The following is an 18,541-nucleotide window of genomic DNA, read 5'->3' as shown; positions in this document are numbered from 1 at the left end:
ATGAATCATGATCCTCGGTCGGCGGCGACCGCCTTTTTTCAACAGCCTGCTAGTCTGACTGAGTCACAAAACCGCCGGCCAGAATCAATGATGGTTGCAGCATGGACCATTAGCCAATGAGGCCGACATGAGCGGGCGTGGCACGAAGACGAGCGAGAAGCGATTTGAGGCGTATTTGGAAGGGCTTGCCAGTGTCATCGGTCATGCTGATCGGAAGGCGCCGCTGCGCGACTATTGCGTCGGCCTGATGGCCTGTGGCGGTCGCAAGAGCGTGGAGCCGATGGCGGCGGTGACGGCTCCGGAGCGGACGGCGGCCCAGCATCAATCGCTGCTGCATTTCGTCGGCAGCGGCGCCTGGTCGGATGAGAAGGTGCTGGGCAAGGTACGCGAGATGGTCCTGCCGGCGATTGAACGCCAGGGCCCCATCGAAGCCTGGATCATCGATGACACCGGATTTCCCAAGCAGGGGCGACATTCGGTTGGAGTTGCACGGCAATATTGCGGGCAGCTCGGCAAGCAGGATAATTGCCAGGTGGCGGTGTCGCTGTCGATTGCCAACCACCACGCCAGCCTGCCTGTCGCTTACCGCCTTTATCTTCCGAAGGAATGGACTGAGGACCGCGATCGGCGGCGCAAGGTGGGCATTCCTGCCGAAGTCGGCTTCCAGACCAAGCCGGAGATCGCGCTGGAGCAGTTGCGGCGGGCCTGTGCGAGCGGCCTTCCGCGCGGTGTCGTGCTGATGGACGCTGGCTATGGCAACAACAGCGACCTGCGCACCGAGATCACGGCGCTGGGATTGACCTATGTGGCGGGTCTTCTGTCGAGCACGACGGTATGGGCTCCCGGCACCGATCCCTTGCCGCCGAAGCCATGGTCGGGCCGCGGCCGTCCACCGAAACTGATGCGCCGCAACCGTCAGCATCAGCCAGCCGCCGTCAAGGCGCTCGCGATCGGCCTGCCGGCCAAAGCTTGGCGCACCATCACGTGGCGGCAAGGAACGAACGAAAAGCTGACCTCGCGCTTTGCCCGCGTGCGGGTTCGTGCCGCGCATCGTGATTATTGGCAAACCACCCGGCGAGCGCAGGAATGGTTGCTGATCGAATGGCCGAAAGGCGAGGACCAGCCTACCAAATACTGGCTCTCGACATTGCCGGAAGATGTGGCATTCCGGACGCTCGTTGAGACGGCTAAAATGCGCTGGCGCATCGAACGCGACTATCAGGACCTCAAGCAGGAGGTCGGGCTCGGCCACTTCGAGGGACGCGGCTGGCGCGGCTTTCATCATCACGCAACGATGTGCATTGCGGCCTACGGATTCCTGATCTCCGAGCGGGAGACGATTCCCCCCTCAGGCGCTCGGCGCGCCCGGCCGATCCCGCTCGATCGCGTTCCCGCAGATTACAGACCCCGCGGATCTGCCACTGCGGACCCAACGTCACATTCCAAATTCGATCGCGACGATGCGACGGCGGCTCGAACATGGGCTCGTCCGAATGCTGTCGAGATGTCCTTGTTGTGCGATCAAGTTCGACCACTACACAGATCATCGTTTGTGACGCAGTAAGACTAGTTCCACGAACGGGTGCCCCTCCGGCCTAGACTTAGGTGGTAGTCAACCGACTAGTGGCTCTGCACAGTGATTATGACTCTTTGGAAGGCGCGGGATAGGCGCGGCCCATTTTGGTGCGGGCCTTGTCTGTTGTGAACATCCATTTGATGCGAGAGCGGGCGGCATTTCGCTTCCGTTCCCAAGCGGCGATTTCGCGGCGCAACCGCTTGGGGGCGTCGATTCTGCGATTGAGGCACTGGCCCCGCAGGACGCCGATCTCGATCTCGACCATGTTGAGCCAGCTTGCGTGCTTGGGCGTGTAGTGGAACTCGAGCCGTCGCAAAATCCGCCTGGCTTCGGCGGGCGGGAAGGCCTGATACAGGGCGCCGGCGGAGTGGGTCGATAAATTATCCTGGACGACCCGGATGATCTCGGCGTCGGGATAATGGATGTCGACGAGGTCGCGCATGCAGGAGGCATAGTCTTCAGCCGCGCGCCGCTCAGTGACTTTGACCTTGCGCCAGGGACGATGCACGTCGAGGAATACGAAGAGATTGACCGTGCCGTTGCGACGGTACTCGTAATCGTAACGTTCGAGCTGGCCGGGCTCGGCCGGAATCGGTTGACGCGCCTCGCCGATGAGCTGCACCGGGCTTTCGTCGAAGCACACCACCGGCCGCTTGGGATCTGGCGCCTCGGCGTAGAGGTCGAGCACGTCCTCCATACGGGCGACGTATTCGCCGTCGATCTGCGGAATGCACCACATGTCCCTGCGCCAGGGCTTGAGGCCATTTTCGGCCAGGCGCCGCCGAACCGTCTCATGCGACAGGCTCTTGTGTTCGGTGAGCTTGACCATCGCACCTGCCAGCAGCTCAAGCGTCCAGCGGGCCCGGCCTTCTGGCGGACTGGCGCAGGCCGTCGCCACCAACAAGGCTTCTTCCTTGACCGTGAGTTTGCGCTCCGCTCCGGGCCGCGGCTCATCGCTCAGCGCCCGCTCCAGATTGCCTTCCACGAAGCGGCGCTTGGTCCGGTACACGGTCGAGCCGCCCACGCCGACGCTCCGCGCGATCTCCTCATCGCTGCCGCCGGTGTCGGCAGCCAGCAAAATCTGCGCGCGCTTGAGCTTACGGGACGCATGCTTGCCGCCGCTGAGCAGCGCCTTGAGTTCCGTGCGCTCGATTTGGCTGAGGTCGACCCGATAGCGTACATTCATGGCATGCCTCCGTGTTCGAGGCACGCACCAACAACTGAATCGGATGGCCGGCGTGAGTCCTTCGGCAAAACCCTTCACGCCCACACAGGGGCAGTACCTGGCCTTCATCCACCTCTACACGCGCCTGCACCGCAGACCCCCGGCCGAAACCGACATGCGGGAATACTTCCGCGTTAGCCCGCCCTCGGTTCACCAGATGGTGCTGACGCTGGAACGGGAGGGCCTCATCAGACGGCAGCCAAGGACCCCTCGCAGTATCGAGGTCCTCGTTGATCCAAAACACCTGCCGGAGCTACTCTGACCGCCAGACGCAACCCGTCAAAATCACTGTGCAGAGCCACTAGACGATGCGCAGACCGCATCCCCGCGCCTAGGCTTCTCCCGGCCTTTGAGATCTATCTTCCTGCCGCCGTACTGCTCGTCATTAGGATCATGATATCACAACGTCGGTCACGGACGCGATGGCGCTTTGATTGCTTGACGCCCGCATCCGCGACGAGCCCCATGGCAGTCAGCTTGCGCTTCACTGCTTCCCCGTTCAGATAGTGATCGTGATCGCCGTATACTGTTGACTATTGCTTAGCATGTAGCCAGCCCGGGTCCTAAGTGGCCAGAGCCAGCTCACATAAGTGATTGGCTTGGACGACCAACGGTCAATCCCAAGATGAGTCGAACCGGCAAGGAGCTGTTTGCCTTCGCTTCCCAAGAAACCGACCGTAACCTGCGGCGGCCCCCAACTGCTGCGGGACAATCAGAACTGGTCTATTAACATGCGATAAGGCACGAGCGACGAAGCCAGCCTGCCTGCGGTTGAGTAACGCACTTAGCAACCAATCGAATTGACGTTCATTTGTCCTCGGCAATTAGCTAACCAAAGGACAAAAAGATGTTGCGAGTCTTTGCTATCATATCCACGGCAGCTCTGCTGAGCTCAGCACCTGTCTCGGCGCAAACGCCACCGGCGCAGAGCGAGCCAAACAATAGCGCCGTCAATCGGTCGGGTGAAAACAACTCGAACGAACCCGTGGCGGGTCGAAACAGCTTTACCGAGGGACAAGCGAAGTCACGGATCGAAGCTGCCGGTTATTCCGGCGTTTCCGACCTCAAGAAGGACGATAATGGCGTCTGGAGAGGAAAGGCCACCAAGGGAGGCAAGCAGACCGAAGTCAGCCTGGACTTCCAGGGCAATGTGAACCCGGCGAACTAGAAAGGAAGACCAGCATGACCACTACAATTTCTCGCCTCTATGACAACTATGGCGACGCTGAGCGTGTCGTCCAGCAACTCGAGCAGAGCGGCGTCCCCTCCTCCGATATCAGCGTCATCGCAAACAATGGGGAGGGCTGGCACGGCCGGGATGGCAAAGTTGATCGGGACCGCGACGGGGTTGACGACCGAGCAGAAGGAGCGGGCGCAGGTGCGGGCATCGGCGCAGGACTGGGCGGAGCTGCAGGATTGCTCGCTGGCCTCGGCCTGCTCGCAATTCCTGGCCTCGGCCCGGTCGTCGCTGCCGGATGGCTCGTCTCCACCGCGGCCGGTGCTGCCGCGGGCGCCGCAACGGGCGGCGTCATCGGCGCCTTGACTCAAGCGGGCGTTCCGGAAGAGGAAGCCTCGCAATATGCCGAGGGCGTGCGTCGCGGCGGAACGCTCGTCTGTGCACGTGTCGACGAACAGGATCGTGGCCGAGCAGAAGCTGTGCTCGATCAGTCGTCAGTCGACATCAGCAAGCGCACGGCGGCATGGCAGCGGTCTGGATGGAAGGGCTTTGATCCTGCGGCGCAGCCACTCAGCAGCGAGCAGATTCAGCGCGAGCGCGAACTCTATGGCGAAGGAACCGGAATAGGTCGCTGACGCGCGAACCTCGTTTCCCAATTCGCCGACCGAAAGCCCCGACGTATGTCTCCTCAGCGTCGGGGCCTTTTCGCTGCAGTAGGAGGAACGATCTCAAACGCGTTCTGTTTTCCAGTCTGTTCTATTAAAAACAGGAAGGAAACGATCAAATGAAAATCGCAAAACTCGCCTTGGTCACTGCGTTCATGGCCGGCTCAATTGCTGCAGCCAGCGCACAGGGCGGTGGTGGTGGTGGTGGTGGTGGCAGTGGCGGTGGTAGCGGCGGCGGAAACTCACCGGCGGCGACCACCGGTCAAGGCGCGTCCAGCAGCCCCAGCGCTGCGAATCCCGGCGCAACCCAGAATGACCCAAAACTGAAGGAAGGCACGACGGACAAGAGTGGCTCGATGTCGAAGGATCACATGAAGAAATAAACCGCGAGGCGGAAGTAAAGCAGCGGTCTCAGCATGCCTTACTGGGGCCGTTTCTTTTTGCTTCCCGACGACCAAGTCCGACGTGCCCGGTGGCGCCCGCGGCGTTTGCGCTCGCTGTGTCGATTGCCGGGGCGCGATCCGACGGAGCTATTGCCAAGCGTCTAATTGGCGCTTCTGGTCAGCCAAGGTGCCCCCCGACTGCCTGGAGGAAAACCCGTATCGCTCGGGTTGGCGGCCCCCTGGTTGGGGCCGTTTCAGTTCACTGCGGAAAGCGCGAGCGGTGCTTGTCCAAAGTTGATCGCAACGATTCACATAGTTCAATGCGGAGCACACCATCCTGCAAGCCAATCGGTGAACTCGCGTTTCACAGGTGGATGGTTGCAATGGAATTTATTGGACGCCCGATGCGAGGCCGGTTCCTCGTTCGGCAAAGAAGCATTGACTGGATGGTCTACGACAGCGAACTCAAAGGACCGGCCCAGATAAAGAAAGATGGCCCCTTTGCCGAGAAGCTGACCAAGGAACAAGCCGAGATCATAGCGCAGGCGCTGACGAACCAGATTCGTGCGAGATCGGATGATCCTGCGCAATTGCGGTGCGTCAAGGCCGCTATAAACGCGCGGTGAAAATGATCGTCCGGAGGGGGACCATTGTTCATCATCGAACTCTTGAACCCTGACGCGTTCTCGGGAACAGGCAGCATCATCCTGCTCGAACTGACGGACGAGGATTCCGCGATGCGAGCCGCCCGAAAGATCGCTGCCGAGACAGGACGCCGCGTAACCGTGCGGAAAGAAGACATGCAAATCATTGGGACTATATCCGCGCCCACGCCCCATTAGATCCGAGCCGAGCGGCGAGGCCGGTCATCTAAGCCCTGTCCGTAGCGGGTGAAGATGTCGTGTTTTTGTAGCTCGTGATCTGTCGCCTTCGTTTCTGATTTGCAGGGGAGCCGGAAGGCGTGGACGGGTCCGCCGCGTTGTCATGCCATGGATAGGGCGGTCTGGTCAGCCCCGTGGGTCGGTTTCTTTGTTCGATTTGAAGCCCGTTTCTCCGTCCCGACCCGCGCCTTCTCGACGGCGGCGCGCGCAGGAGCGGTCAAGGACGCGCGCTTGCGCGCCCGCCAGGGCTTGTCCTTGACGGCTCCGAGCACGCTGCCAGGCTGAAGCGCGTCGGGGCTGATCTGCTGTCCGTTGGCGCTAAACATCGCCAACCGATGCGGTCCGAGGAACACGCTGACGGTGCCATCGGGATACTCATGGAGGCGCACCACAGCCTTGACGAAGTGAGGCCTGAGCCGGCTCTGCGGCAGCTGCAGCCGCCGACCGTTCCATGCAACGGTATTGTCGTTGGCGACGGTTCGCTCCTCGATCACGCACAGCGCCTCGCGCCAGGCCTCATGCCGATCGGCCACGAATGCCGTGCCTTCCTGTTCGGGCTTGATCGCAAACGCGGCGTTGTGCCCGGGGATGTAATGCGCCTTCAGCCACGCGTTGGCAGCCTCAACCGTCGTGATCCCGGCAAGCCGCAGCTCCTTCGGCAGCCGATCCTGCAAGGTGCCGAACACCCGCTCGGAGCGCCCGCGCGCCTGCGGCGAATAGGCTGCGATATGCTCGATCCCAAGATGCGACAAAGCCCGTCCCACCTGGGTTTGTTGCGTCTTCGAGACCTTCTCGCCAGCTTTTGGGGTCAGGAAATAATGGCTGCCGCGGTCGGTGTAGAGCGCGCAGAACAGGCCATGCTCGCCAATCACTTCGCGCAAGGCCTGGAAGGTCGAGGCCGTTCCTTCTTCCTCGACCAGCACCATCGAGTAGATCTCGCTGGTCGCATCGTCCATCGTGACGATCAGGTCCCTCGCGGGCAGGCCTTCGATCCAAACGTGGCGCGATCCGTCCTGGTGCAGCAGCATGCCCCGAAGCGGCCGCCGCGGCCGCTTCTTGCGGTGCGCCGAACGCTTCGGAGCCTTCCGCACCAGCCCCGCCGCGTGCAGCGCCAGCTTCGTCACCGTATAGCCCAGCACATAGTCGTGCCGCTTTTGCATCTGCTCGTGGAAGTGCTTCACCGTGAAGTCCGCGTACTTGTCCCGGTACAGCGCAAGCATCCGTTCCAGCGCCTCCTCCGGCGCCCGGTCAGCGGACGATCTCCTCGCCCGAGCCAACGCTGCGCTGGGGTTGCCCAAGCCCGACACGTTTCTGGGACGAAGTCACCATGAGCCGATTCCGCTTCCGAACGAGCGTGATTTCGGGATCGAATGAGCATCGGTTGATTGCTGGCGCGAGGCCTTAACTCCGAGTCTTCCTGGCGCCGAACTGAGCCGACACACGACCAGCTTGCGGCCCAGCGAGACGGTACTGATGCCAAGGCGCCCCGGCACGAAGCGGGCCCGCGGATCGCGATCCTCGCTCCGATATCGATAGCCCGAGCCTGCCTGGCGGGCGGAACCGAGTTCCCTCGCCCGGCCTTCTCCAACGTCACATCTATCGAGGCCCATGATCTGGCGTTCGAGATCGCGGACGCCAATGCGAGGGTCTATGCGGCCATAGTGAAGGCGGCCGAACTGCTAAGCGATCCGGTACCCGACACCTTTTTGGGCCGAGCCAGGTTCAAGGTCCCCTCCCGTATGACAGCGAGCCGCCCAATTGGCGGACCCGAAGTCTAAGATCTAGCCAGCGAAATTTTTGCAACCGACAACGAACCGGATTATTAACCCGGCACCACCGGCCGAGGCTCTGCCCGTAGGCGTCGGTGGCTGAGAGACCGATCGTGCTCCCGCCTGCATAGGAAGGGAGCGCGACCATGCCGGACCACCTTCAAACAGCGCACCGCGAAATGCAGGCTCGCCACTTGGCGGAAGCCGAGCGGCACATTGCCGAAGGCGAGCGACACATTGCCGAGCAAGAGGAATTGATCGAGCACCTCGCCCATCACGGGCATGATCTAGCGGAAGCGAGGAAGCTTCTGGACAACTTCTATTCGTGTCAGGTTCTGCACGTTCAGCACCGGGATCGGATCCGAAGAGAGCTGGAAAACTAGTGGAAACTGACGGCCGGCAGTGACCTGTTGGAAAGGGCCCCAGCTGTGAAAGCTGGGGCCAAGTTTGTAGCTGGGCGTCTAGGTGCCGGTAGCGGTGCGGCACCGAACAGGGCGATCAATGCCAGTGGATGCGCTTCGTTCCTATGGAAAAAAGGCCCTGACGCATCCGGCGCTGCAGCGATGGACGCGCTGTCCTGAACGGCGCAAAGGCCGATTATCCGCAGTGCTTTTTTTGAATGGATGTTCTTGACACCGCCAAATCACGTTCTAATTCCATTTCCGCGTGGGTCATCCATTCAGCGTGCCGGTGCCCTGGACGCCAGTCGGGTCCAGGGACAAACGGGCACCGCCGTTCGTGCCCGGTGCTTCTCAGACCCATCACTAGTGTCCCGAGTCACAAGTTCGCATCATTAGATTCGGGTTAGAGTCGCATCGCTGTGGCATTGCTTTGCAGGGCAACAGCGATGGAGCATTGGATGGCGCGGCTGGCACCCCTGATCCTAACCGAGAAGGAGCGGACTGAGCTGAAGGCGTTGGCAGGCCGCCGCAAGACGGCCGAAGCCCCTGGCGTTGCGGCCCGGATCATTCTGGCCTGTGCAGAGGGCAGCCAGAACAAGGAGGTGGCGGCGAAGCTCGGTGTGATCGAGACCACGGTCGGCAAGTGGCGCAGGCGCTTTGTGCAGGAACGCGTGGAAGGCCTGCGCGACGAGCCAAGGCCGGGAGCCCGCGGACGATCGATGATGCGCGCATCGAAGCTACCATCGTAAAGACCCTGGAAAGCCTTCCGAAGGATGCGACCCACTGGAGCTCGTGCAGCATGGCAAAGGAAAGTGGGCTGTCGGTCTCAAGCGTGCAGCGCATCTGGCAAGCCTTCGGTTTGCAGCCTCATCGGATCGAGACGTTCAAGCTCTCGACCGCCCCGGATTTCGTGGCCAAGGTGCGCGATGTGGTCGGCCTCTACGTCTCCCCGCCCCAGCATGCCGCGTCCTGTGTGTAGACGAGAAGTCCAAAATCCAGGGCTCGACCGCAGCCAGCCGATGCTGCCGATGCGCCCCGGTCAGGTGGCGCGGCGCAGCCATGACTACACGCGCCACGGCACGACCTCGCTCTTCGCGGCGCTCGACATTGCAACGGGCAAGGTTATCGGCAAATGCTTTGCCCGCCATCGCGCCTCCGAGTTTCGCAAGTTCCTCGATGAGATCGAGGCTGCCGTGCCGTGCGGTCTCGATGTCCATCTCGTCATGGACAACTACGCCACGCACAAGGCCCCACTGATCCGCAGCAGGCTCGCCAAACGGCCGCGCTGGCATGTCGATCTCACGCCGACCAGTTCGTCCTGGCTCAATCAGGTCGAGCGCTTTCTTCGCCCTCATCACCGACAAGAAGATCCGGCGCGCCGCCGATGATATCCTCGCCTCCATCGAGCGCTTCTGCCGTTACAATACTCAAGCACAACAATCGTAGTGTCGCGAATTTCTGGTTCAGGACACTAGCTAAGACGCTTGTCACAAAGGAGGAAACGAGACTTGTAATATAGACAGTCGCCGACTGGACTGGCCTTACTCTCCGAGTGCTTTGCGGATCTCGTCTCGGTGCTGAACAAACAGCGCCTGACTTGCGTTGAAGCTATCCAGTATCTTTCTAGCGTCCGTTACGTTCTGGCCCCGGTTGGCCATCCTTCCAATCCGTTGCTCTTGTTCAGCGATGCGTCGTTCGCCTTGAGCTACATGTCTTTCAGCCAGCTCCAGATGGCGAAGCTGCATATCGTGAAAGGGTGATCGAAGCGGACCAACCATGGCGGCGCCTCCGTCCTTGATGCAGGCGGGAGCGCGCTCGGTCTCTCGGCCACCGGCGCCCGCGGACTGTGCCTTGGCCGGTGATCGCGGATCATACCACGCTTTCATGCCGTCCCTCATTCATTCTACCAAGATAATATTCCTTGACCTTGGTCAAGGATCGGAACGACCGAGCGGGACATTTGATCTGTCAGAAATCGTTTAGAGAGGTGCGAAGCAAGTCAAAAACCCGGACCGCGGATTCCGCCAATTGAAGTCCGGCTGGCTCGGAAACTGAATGGTCGCAATATTGCCGACGCCTCACACCGCTCCCAAGCACTGCCGCCGAAACGGCCGAGCAATTGTTCGGCAGTCCGCCGTTGGCATCGGTTTCGCCTATCGTTGCCAATGGGCATTCGGGGGGTTCGCCAGGGGCGGCTTTCCCCAAACCAGGCATCTGATCGGATCGTGCTCCTGCTGTTGGCTGCGGCGGATATAGCAATCGTCGTTGCAGCGAAGGGTTGGCCAGTCTGACCACAAGCCGAGCGGTCCTCATATAGGAACCATTGTAGGAGCCGGAGGTTCGGCCCGAGCAACCAAGAACGCTTTCGCGCACTGGAAGCGCTGTCGGGTCGGCCCCGACTATCATATCGAGATCGACGGACACTGGTATTCCACGCCGTATCGGCTCATCCGTGAGCTCGTCGATGCGCGCATTGACGACAGGACGGTCGAGATCTTCCACAACGGCCGCAGGATCGCCAGCCACGCTCGCGCGCCCAACCGGCGGGGCCACACCACCATCACCGACCACATGCCCAGCGCCCATCGGCGCTACGGCCAATGGACGCCCGCCGGAGTGATCGCCGCCGGCGAGCGGATCGGTCCGTCGACCGCCGCCTTCTTCCAGGCCGTGATCGCGGCCCGGCCGCATCCCGAGCAAGGCTTTCGCACCTGCCTCGGCATTCTGTCGCTGGCCAAAAGCTACAGCGCCGAGCGCGTCGACGCGGCCTGCCGGCGCGGCATTCTGATCAAGGCTCGATCCCTCGCCTCGATCCGCTCCATCCTCCAGAACGGCCTGGATCGCACCTTTCTCGACGAGCCCTCCGAACCCCAACCCCTGCGCCACGGCAACATCCGCGGCCGGGATTATTTCCACTAAAGCCAAGGAGACCTGTATGCTCAACCATCCCACCCACGAACGCCTGATCGAGCTCGGCTTGAGCGGCATGGCCAAGGCCTTCGAGGAGCAGCGCCGATCACCTGATCTCGAAGCCTTGCCGTTCGAAGATCGCATCGGCCTGCTGGTCGACCGGGAAGCCGCGGAACGCGACACCAGGCGGCTCACCACGCGCCTCAAGCTGGCCGCGCTCGCCAGAATGCCTGCGTGGAGGACGTCGATTTGCGCACGCCGCGGGGTATCGACCGGGCCGTCTTCGCCAAGCTCGTCAGCGGCGACTGGATCGATCGCCACGAGAATTTGCTCATAACCGGAGCGACCGGATTGGGCAAAAGTTGGTTAGCCTGTGCCCTCGGCCACAAGGCCTGCCGCGACAATCGCTCGGTTCTCTATCATCGCGTCCCAAGATTGTTCGAAGCGTTGGCGCTCGCGCGGGGCGATGGACGTTATGCCCGCCTGCTCAAAACCCTTGGCCGCGCCCAGCTTCTGATTTTGGACGATTGGGGATTGTCGGTGCTCACCGCCGCCGAGCGGCGCGATCTACTCGAAGTCCTCGAGGACCGCCATGGCCGCGCCTCCACCATCGTAACTAGCCAACTCCCTGTGGACACATGGCACGAAGTTATCGGAGACCCAACCTACGCCGACGCCGTCCTCGATCGCCTCGTCCATAACGCTCACCGCCTCCAGCTGGCCGGCGAAAGCATGCGAAAACGCAACGCCAAAACCATCACCCTTGACGCGCAGCCAGAACGCTGACTCTATCACCGCCTCGGCCGGAGCGGGCTGCTCACGATCGTCTGAATTCGGCGCTCATGATCGCGCGAAATCGCTGCTCACCATCAGTGAAATATGCACTTCAATCGGAGCAGATCCGTCACGTTCATCGTATTTCTTGCGGTGTCCGGGATCGTCTGGACCTGCGTCGTGGTCGTGCTCAGTGTTGGCCTGCTGCGCCGAATACGCACAGTAGACGCGCCGCTCGAACTTCGTATTCCTTTCGAGACACGAGCCGGGCAAATCATTCTCGGGCTTGGCGCTGCCACCACGTTGATCGTGCTCGTCCTATCCTTCGTGAGCTATGCCGGCCAGCGCACGCTGTTTGCTAGGGATCCGGACGCCCTGACGCTCAGGATGGTCGGCCATCAATGGTGGTGGGAAGTTCACTACGAGGCCGACAGCCCGCATAACAGCTTCGCCACGGCAAATGAAATCCGCATTCCGGTTGGCAAGCCGGTCAAGGTGGAGCTCGAATCCGCTGACGTCATCCACAGCTTCTGGGTTCCAAGCCTCACCGGCAAGATGGACCTGATCACCGGGCAAACCAACGAAATTCAGTTTACAGCCAAGAATCCTGGCATCTATCGCGGCCATTGCGCGGAATTCTGCGGCTTGCAACACGCCCATATGGCGTTTGCGGCAATCGCGCTCCGGCCCGAGGAATTCGAGCGTTGGCGCGAACACGAAAACCAGAGCGCAACCAGCCCGACTGACGCGCTAGCCAAACAGGGAGAAGAGCTGTTTCGCAGCCGCGGATGCGCGCTATGTCACACCGTTCGCGGCACCCTGGCAGGCGGCCAATTGGGTCCTGACCTCACCCATGTCGGAAGCCGAACGACGATTGCGGCCGGCACGTTGCCGCAAACAGCGGCGACGCTGGGAGCTTGGATTGCCGATCCGCAACACATCAAACCCGGCAATCTAATGCCGAGAATGCCGCTGCAATCGGGAGAGCTGATCGCGATCATTCAGTATCTGGAGCAGCTCAAGTGAGCATGGCCGCCGAGCAAAGAGAAATACGCGACGACAACCTCCACGGGCTGCAACTTGCAGCGCGGCTGCAGAGCATCTGGCGGACGCCATCGGGACTGATCGGCGCGCTGATGTCGGTGGATCACAAGATCATCGGACGCCGCTACATCGTGACGGCATTCGCCTTCCTGGTCCTCGGCGGAGTCCTCGCGATCCTGATGCGTATCCAGCTGGCCGGTGCCGAGCAGCGTCTGCTTTCGCCAGATCTGTACAATCAGGTCTTCACGATGCACGGCTCGACGATGATGTTCCTGTTCGCCGTTCCGGTGATGGAAGCCTTCGCGGTCTACCTGGTGCCGCTGATGATCGGCACCCGCAACATTGCTTTCCCGCGCCTCAACGCCTTCAGCTACTGGATGTTCTTGTTCGGTGGCTTATTCCTTTGGATCTCCTTCTTCTTCAACGTCGGGCCCGACGTCGGCTGGTTCGCCTACATACCCCTCTCCAGCCTGCAGTTCACCCCAACCAAGCATGCGGACGTCTGGGCCCAGATGATCACCTTCACGGAAGTCGCAGCGCTTGCCGTTGCCGTCGAGCTCATCGTCACGGTCTTCAAGCAGCGCGCTCCCGGAATGACGCTTGACCGTATCCCGCTGTTCGTTTGGGCGATGCTGATTACCGCTGTCCTGGTAATGTTTGCAATGCCATCGATCATGGTCGCATCCACCTCGCTCATACTTGATCGCCTGGTTAGTACCCACTTCTATGACCCCTCTTCAGGTGGCAATGTGCTGCTGTGGCAGCATTTGTTCTGGTTCTTCGGGCATCCGGAGGTCTACATCATCTTCATTCCGGCAACGGGCATGGTGTCGATGATTCTCGCCACCTTCCCGCGCAGACCCGTAATCGGCTATCCCGTGATCGTTCTCTCTCTGATCGCAACGGGATTTCTGTCGTTCGGGCTTTGGGTTCACCACATATTCGTGACCGGACTGCCCCAGCTCGGGGCCGGTCTCTTCACTGCGTCAAGCATGTTGATCGCCGTGCCAAGCGGCCTGCAGATATTCTGTTGGATCGCGACGTTGTGGGATGGCCGCCCGGTGTATCGGACGCCACTGCTGTTCGTGCTCGGATTCATCGTGATCTTCGTGATTGGCGGCCTGTCCGGCATCATGGTGGCGTCGGTCCCGATCGACACCCAGGTCCATGACACTTACTTCGTCGTCGCTCACTTCCATTATGTTCTGATCGGCGGCGCCGTTTTCCCACTTATCGGAGCGGTCTACTACTGGTCTCCCAAGATCTGGGGAAGGATGCTGAGCGAGCGGCTCGGCCGCTGGAACTTCTGGCTCGCCTTTTTTGGCTTCAATATCGCGTTTTTCCCAATGCACATTCTCGGTCTGATGAGATCGAGCGCGAGCAAGGGATGCCGCAGATGAGGCCGGCTCAGTGACCGCCTGGATGCTGGTAGGGAATCGGCATAGCCATCCCAGAGCAGCCCGTCCCAGGCGACGACACCCTCCTCCTGCTTGACGCCATAATCATGATATAGCGGCTCCCAATCAATTAACTGATCGTTGGGGCCATTGTGCACGCGACAAGGCACTTTGGAGGCGAACGTGTTCATCGGGTTCATGCGGCCTTAGGTTTGCTTTTTTGGTAAGCGTCAATCGCTCGGTTGGCGAGCATAAGCTGACGCCGTTCGCCGGCGAAGGCCATTTTGCCGACCGTCATGACGAGGAATTGGCTTGTCTCGTAGCCGTTGGTTATCTCGCCGCTGCGCTCAAGGAATTCCCAAGCGATCTGGACCGCGTTTTCAACGACAACATGTACGCTCTCACTCATGCTGTTAGAATGCTGAGCAAAAGGCGTTCGTTCCTAAAGCGGAAGGGCCCCCGCCGGATAGGGGGCCCTTCGAGAACTTGGAGGAGGAGACACTCCAAGCCCTATGGGGTCGGCGGTTGAAGTCCCGCCGAGGAGACCCAATCGTCAATGTCTGCGGCAATCTCCGCTGTGCGAGCTCGCTTGAGCAGGCTGTCCCGCTCAATACCTGCCGGCATGGTGGCCGCTCTGCGAGCCAGCTCACTGGCAAACGCAGCCAAGCGGTCTTGGAGTGATGTTGTTTGCTTCGCTCGATTTCGATTTTTCGTCATGACGCGCTCCTTGGTTTGAAAGCGGGAGCGTCGTTGCTCTCCAGATTTTTGAGCAACATAACTGGCGTCGAGATTTGCGGCGACAACCTAAGTTTATTTGCGAAATAATCCCTGAATCGCGCGCAGCAGGCCTTCGGAGGTGATGTCGCGATACCCGGTTTTCGCTTTAAAAAGAGGCCCAACCCATGTCGCCCTTGGCTTTCTGAGTGGCTTACTCAATTTGCTCTTTGGCAACGAGAATGTCCACCGCCTTGCGAATCTTATTTGATGTCGTGCGGCGGCCTTGCGGATGGCGATCTCGGCGCAGCGGCCAAGTGCCGGCCTGATCCACCATTCCGATCCGCAGCGTTCAATGTGCCTCGGCGCACTACCGCAAGCTGATGCAATCCGCCGGCCTCAGGGCGTCGATGAGCCGCAAGGGCGACTGCTATGACAATGCTCCGATGGAGAGCTACTTTCAAACGCTCAAGACGGAGCTCGTCCACCACAGGCACTATGCAACACGGGCAGAAGCCACACGGGATATCTTGCCTATATCGAGGCTTCTACAACTCGGACTCGTCGTCACTCCACCGTCGGCTTTATCAGCCCGATCGAGATGGAGCTAAAAGCAGCTTAACCCTGTACATTTTTTTCGGGGGAAGATTAAGGATATTGACGTGCGGCAGGCGCCCTTCTTCAAGTAACTCCATCATTGGGGGAACCTCAAATGAAGGACATGAAGGCTCATTTGGAGAAGCTTCGTGTCGAGGCGGAAGAGTGCGAACTAATCAGCAAGCTCGCGACCAACGCGGCGAAGAAGGCCTTGTTCGCTAAGCTCGCGGCACATCACCGGACACTGGCCGAGGAGGTCGAGCGGACCATGAAGACGTCAAATTCTTAGAAACAACGTAAGCGGCAAAGAGCCCCCGTCTGGCGGAGTGGGTGAGCGATCGGCGATCGGCCGCTGAGTTTGTGAGCGGATGTGAGCTTCTAGTCTGCGTCCTTAGTTCTGGAACTAGAACCTTCCATATGATCGAAGCGGTCGCCGACCGTCTTGAGAAAGCGCCGCGGCAGCTTCGCCGACGCTGGTCGGACGTAGGGCCGCAAGTCGCGACAGAGGCGCTGGAGCTTCGCGCGAGCGTGTCGGCGATTGCCCGGCGGATCGGCATTCACCCGGCGCTGCTATTCGCGTGGCGCTGCAATGCTTGGGCGAGCAGCATTGTCGCTCCCGGCACTCGAGTTGCGCGAGTGTGGTGGCATCTGTGTCAGGCGCGGTGATCGAAATTGCTAGTAGCGAGGTGGATCGTGCGCGCCGGCGTGGACGTAGGCGAGGCGCAGTTGCAGCGGCTGATCCGGGCGGCACGTTCGGCATCCCCTCGAAGGTATACTTGGCCAGCCATCAGTTGACCTCCGCAAGGTTATCGATGGGGTTGCTGCGCTGGTACGCGAATTGTACAAAGCTCCACTTGCTACCGCCCGTATAAATTACCGGGATGGGCTCTAAATTTCCAAAGAAAATGCCCCAGCGAGGGGGTCCAGCTGGGGCCTAGTTTAGGCTTTTTGTCGGGCGCGCGTGAGCTGCCCCTAGCGGCAACCACGCGAATGGACCGCATAAGCATGGTACCGGACATAGTCGCTGGCACAACTGTATGCCCGCGCATGGGCCTATGCTTTAATTTAATTCCTGTGATGGATTCCAAGAATCGGCCCCGGCAATCTTGGAGGTAATGCTAAGGCCCTCCTCGTTCCATTGCTTGCCGAGCCGCCGCTTCGGTAATCGGGCCAGCCCCTCTGGGCCTCAACAACTGTCCTTGATGAAGCCGACCCTGCCCAACGCGTGGATGATCGAATCTAAGCGGGAGCAATTAACTTGTGTGAATCAAAGGCAAAGGAAATCGTCCGGATGCTTAATGGTCTCGCGAATATGTTCCAGCAGATTGAGGACCGACAGCGGAGGCACGGTCTTTAGAACCACTCACGGTGCTAAATCGACGTCTAAATCGTGAGGAATGGCCTAAAGTCGCCGGCAGTCTTGGGAAGGCCGTAGGCTCGATCGTGGGCAAAAAACGGAGTCGACAGCTCCAAATACGACAGAAGCATGGCGAGCTGTATCTGGCGTGGTGTCCGACATTCAGCTTCGAACAAGTGAGGCGAAGCGACAATAACGCAAAATACACTTGGCCTGAGAGGTCGCAACATTGAGCCGGTTCGCACTGTGTAGGAACTCCATGCCCGCCGCGCATCGGAATGGCTCGACGTCATGGAGTAGATGACGATCGGCGCCTCTTGCCATTGAAACTTGTCTACGTGCCGATGCGAACGCCAGGAACGCGCTCTTGCAGCTCGAAAACCTGCGCGTTGTAGCGTGCAATGATCAGCACATCGTCCAGCCGCACCGGCGCCTTGCCGATCGAGTGGCTGACCGATTCCAGCCTGCCGTCGCACTACGCCATGGTAGGAGATATCCGCCGAACGCTGATTTCCTGGAGCCCGGCGGTTTTCGTCGGCTTCAACTCCATCCGCTTCGACGAGGAGATGCTGCGCCACGCGCTCTTCCAGTGCCTGTATCCGGCGTATCTGACGAGTAATCATCGCAACTGCCGTGCCGATGCGCTCAGTCTGGTGAAGCCGCCGATGCCGTATCGCCTGCGCAGCTGGTTGTGCCGGTCAGCGAAGAAGGGCGGCGGACATTTCGCTTGCAACAGCTGGCGGCGGCGAATGGCGTCGCCCACGCTCGGGCACACGACGCGATGTCCGATGTGCTTGCGACGCTCGAACTGTGTCGATTGGTCTATCAAAGGTCTCCGGAGTTGTGGCAGCGCTTCGTGCGCTTCTCAAACAAGGCCGCCGTCGCGGATTTCGTTGAGGCCGAAGACGGCTTCGTGTTGACCGAGGTTTTCGGCGGCCAAGCCTATCATACTCGTCTGCATCGGCAGGGATCCGATCAAGCCAATGGCCGGCTTTGCTTGAGTCTCAACGAAGACATCGGCCGGCTTGCCGCGATGAGCGACCTCGAACTGCAAGTTCATCTGACGCACAAGCCGAGTCCGATCCGTCGCTTCAGGATCAATGCCGCGCCCACGCTGACGGCGTTCTACGATGCTCCCGAGCATATGCTGGATGGCGGTTCGATCGGCGCCATCGAAGACCAGGCCCGTCGCATGAAGACGGACACCGGTCTGCGCGCGCGGCTTGTGGCTGCTTACACGGCCGCACGCGAGCCCTACGCTTTGTCTCCGCACATCGAAGAGCGCATCTATAACGGCTTTCCCGGCCCTGCTGACGAGGCACGCATTGCCGCGTTCCACGATGCGCGATGGGAGGACCGCTTCGTGATCGTCCAGGGTATGGAGGACGAGCGACTGCGCTGGTTCAGGCTCCGGTTGATCTATTTCGAAGCGCGCTCGGTTCTCCCCGAGCCTGCTCGATTGGAGGTCGAGCGCTACTTGATAGATCAGATGACAGGCGACGGTTCGGGCTGCCTCACCTTCGATCAGGCGATGGTCGAGACGGAAAGGGTGCTTGGCGAGTTCGCCGGTCCAGACGATCTTCTGATCCACTATCGCACTCATCTGCAGGATCGATTTGCGCGGCTTGAGGCCTATCGGACACGGCTGGTCGCCTGAACCGACCGGTTCGG

Annotated in this window: 17 protein-coding genes and 5 pseudogenes; 17 read left to right on the top strand and 5 right to left on the bottom strand. The window is 60.5% G+C overall.

Going from position 1 to position 18,541, the window contains the following annotated elements:
- The first annotated feature begins 127 nt into the window (after window positions 1-127).
- Entirely contained in the window at window positions 128-1,564 is a 1,437-nt protein-coding gene (locus ACVMDN_RS04715; protein WP_456835506.1) for an IS701 family transposase, read from the top strand.
- Between the two features lie 76 nt (window positions 1,565-1,640).
- On the opposite strand, the gene ACVMDN_RS04710 is transcribed toward ACVMDN_RS04715, so the two are convergent.
- Window positions 1,641-2,762, bottom strand: a complete 1,122-nt coding sequence (locus ACVMDN_RS04710) for an IS630 family transposase (RefSeq protein ID WP_069280104.1) — start codon at window positions 2,760-2,762, stop codon at window positions 1,641-1,643.
- Between ACVMDN_RS04710 and ACVMDN_RS04705 the strand changes: the two genes are divergently transcribed.
- From ACVMDN_RS04705 to ACVMDN_RS04680, 6 genes are all read left to right on the top strand, one after another.
- Window positions 2,761-3,063, top strand: a complete 303-nt coding sequence (locus ACVMDN_RS04705; RefSeq protein ID WP_309144994.1) for a LexA family protein — start codon at window positions 2,761-2,763, stop codon at window positions 3,061-3,063. The two genes, ACVMDN_RS04710 and ACVMDN_RS04705, sit on opposite strands and share 2 nt — an antisense overlap.
- Window positions 3,064-3,648: 585 nt before the next feature.
- Window positions 3,649-3,969, top strand: a complete 321-nt coding sequence (locus ACVMDN_RS04700; protein ID WP_069275771.1) for a PepSY domain-containing protein — start codon at window positions 3,649-3,651, stop codon at window positions 3,967-3,969.
- Between the two features lie 14 nt (window positions 3,970-3,983).
- Window positions 3,984-4,613, top strand: coding sequence for a hypothetical protein (locus tag ACVMDN_RS04695; RefSeq protein ID WP_069275772.1), 630 nt, complete (start codon window positions 3,984-3,986; stop codon window positions 4,611-4,613).
- A 149-nt stretch (window positions 4,614-4,762) separates the two neighbouring features.
- A complete protein-coding gene (locus ACVMDN_RS04690) occupies window positions 4,763-5,026 on the top strand; it encodes a hypothetical protein (RefSeq protein ID WP_141713230.1) in 264 nt (87 codons plus the stop codon).
- 383 nt (window positions 5,027-5,409) lie between these two features.
- Window positions 5,410-5,652, top strand: coding sequence for a hypothetical protein (locus tag ACVMDN_RS04685; protein ID WP_456835525.1), 243 nt, complete (start codon window positions 5,410-5,412; stop codon window positions 5,650-5,652).
- Window positions 5,653-5,676: 24 nt separating this feature from the next.
- Complete coding sequence (locus ACVMDN_RS04680) at window positions 5,677-5,868, top strand: hypothetical protein (RefSeq protein WP_069275774.1); 192 nt, start codon at window positions 5,677-5,679, stop codon at window positions 5,866-5,868.
- 140 nt (window positions 5,869-6,008) lie between these two features.
- Here the strand turns inward: ACVMDN_RS04680 and ACVMDN_RS04675 are convergent, their stop codons facing one another.
- A complete protein-coding gene (locus tag ACVMDN_RS04675) occupies window positions 6,009-7,214 on the bottom strand; it encodes an ISNCY family transposase (RefSeq protein ID WP_309144982.1) in 1,206 nt (401 codons plus the stop codon).
- Window positions 7,215-7,822: 608 nt separating this feature from the next.
- Here ACVMDN_RS04675 and ACVMDN_RS04670 point away from each other — a divergent pair.
- Both ACVMDN_RS04670 and ACVMDN_RS04665 read left to right on the top strand, forming a co-directional pair.
- Window positions 7,823-8,059 carry a hypothetical protein gene (locus ACVMDN_RS04670; protein ID WP_069275777.1) on the top strand — a complete coding sequence of 79 codons (237 nt, stop codon included), beginning with the start codon at window positions 7,823-7,825 and terminating at the stop codon, window positions 8,057-8,059.
- A 476-nt stretch (window positions 8,060-8,535) separates the two neighbouring features.
- Window positions 8,536-9,523: pseudogene (locus ACVMDN_RS04665) on the top strand (IS630 family transposase).
- Between the two features lie 95 nt (window positions 9,524-9,618).
- Here ACVMDN_RS04665 and ACVMDN_RS04660 read toward each other — a convergent pair.
- Window positions 9,619-9,963, bottom strand: a complete 345-nt coding sequence (locus ACVMDN_RS04660) for a hypothetical protein (RefSeq protein WP_245313727.1) — start codon at window positions 9,961-9,963, stop codon at window positions 9,619-9,621.
- Between the two features lie 475 nt (window positions 9,964-10,438).
- Here ACVMDN_RS04660 and ACVMDN_RS04655 point away from each other — a divergent pair.
- From ACVMDN_RS04655 to ACVMDN_RS04640, 4 genes and pseudogenes are all read left to right on the top strand, one after another.
- Window positions 10,439-10,996 (top strand): annotated as a pseudogene (locus ACVMDN_RS04655) (Mu transposase domain-containing protein); the annotation flags it as partial.
- A gap of 16 nt (window positions 10,997-11,012) precedes the next feature.
- A pseudogene (gene istB / locus ACVMDN_RS04650) lies at window positions 11,013-11,773 on the top strand (IS21-like element helper ATPase IstB).
- A gap of 168 nt (window positions 11,774-11,941) precedes the next feature.
- Complete coding sequence (gene coxB / locus ACVMDN_RS04645; RefSeq protein WP_245313728.1) at window positions 11,942-12,787, top strand: cytochrome c oxidase subunit II; 846 nt, start codon at window positions 11,942-11,944, stop codon at window positions 12,785-12,787.
- 2 nt (window positions 12,788-12,789) lie between these two features.
- A pseudogene (locus ACVMDN_RS04640) lies at window positions 12,790-14,172 on the top strand (cbb3-type cytochrome c oxidase subunit I); the annotation flags it as partial.
- A 226-nt stretch (window positions 14,173-14,398) separates the two neighbouring features.
- Here ACVMDN_RS04640 and ACVMDN_RS04635 read toward each other — a convergent pair.
- Both ACVMDN_RS04635 and ACVMDN_RS04630 read right to left on the bottom strand, forming a co-directional pair.
- Window positions 14,399-14,611, bottom strand: coding sequence for a hypothetical protein (locus ACVMDN_RS04635; protein WP_456835526.1), 213 nt, complete (start codon window positions 14,609-14,611; stop codon window positions 14,399-14,401).
- Window positions 14,612-15,130: 519 nt separating this feature from the next.
- A complete protein-coding gene (locus ACVMDN_RS04630; protein WP_256558529.1) occupies window positions 15,131-15,253 on the bottom strand; it encodes a hypothetical protein in 123 nt (40 codons plus the stop codon).
- On the opposite strand from ACVMDN_RS04630, the pseudogene ACVMDN_RS04625 reads away from it, so the two are divergent.
- From ACVMDN_RS04625 to ACVMDN_RS04610, 4 genes and pseudogenes are all read left to right on the top strand, one after another.
- Window positions 15,197-15,446: pseudogene (locus ACVMDN_RS04625) on the top strand (IS3 family transposase); the annotation flags it as partial. The gene ACVMDN_RS04630 and the pseudogene ACVMDN_RS04625 sit on opposite strands and share 57 nt — an antisense overlap.
- A gap of 182 nt (window positions 15,447-15,628) precedes the next feature.
- Entirely contained in the window at window positions 15,629-15,802 is a 174-nt protein-coding gene (locus tag ACVMDN_RS04620) for a hypothetical protein (protein ID WP_176731263.1), read from the top strand.
- A 128-nt stretch (window positions 15,803-15,930) separates the two neighbouring features.
- Window positions 15,931-16,179 (top strand): transposase, encoded by a 249-nt coding sequence (locus tag ACVMDN_RS04615; RefSeq protein WP_081334944.1) that lies wholly within the window; start codon window positions 15,931-15,933, stop codon window positions 16,177-16,179.
- Between the two features lie 1,418 nt (window positions 16,180-17,597).
- Complete coding sequence (locus ACVMDN_RS04610) at window positions 17,598-18,527, top strand: hypothetical protein (RefSeq protein WP_456835527.1); 930 nt, start codon at window positions 17,598-17,600, stop codon at window positions 18,525-18,527.
- Window positions 18,528-18,541: the final 14 nt, after the last annotated feature.

It is taken from the genome of Bradyrhizobium sp. USDA 4510, from assembly GCF_054059095.1.
The sequence above is the reverse complement of the archived record's forward strand: the minus strand, read 5'-3'. Positions and strand labels throughout refer to the sequence as shown.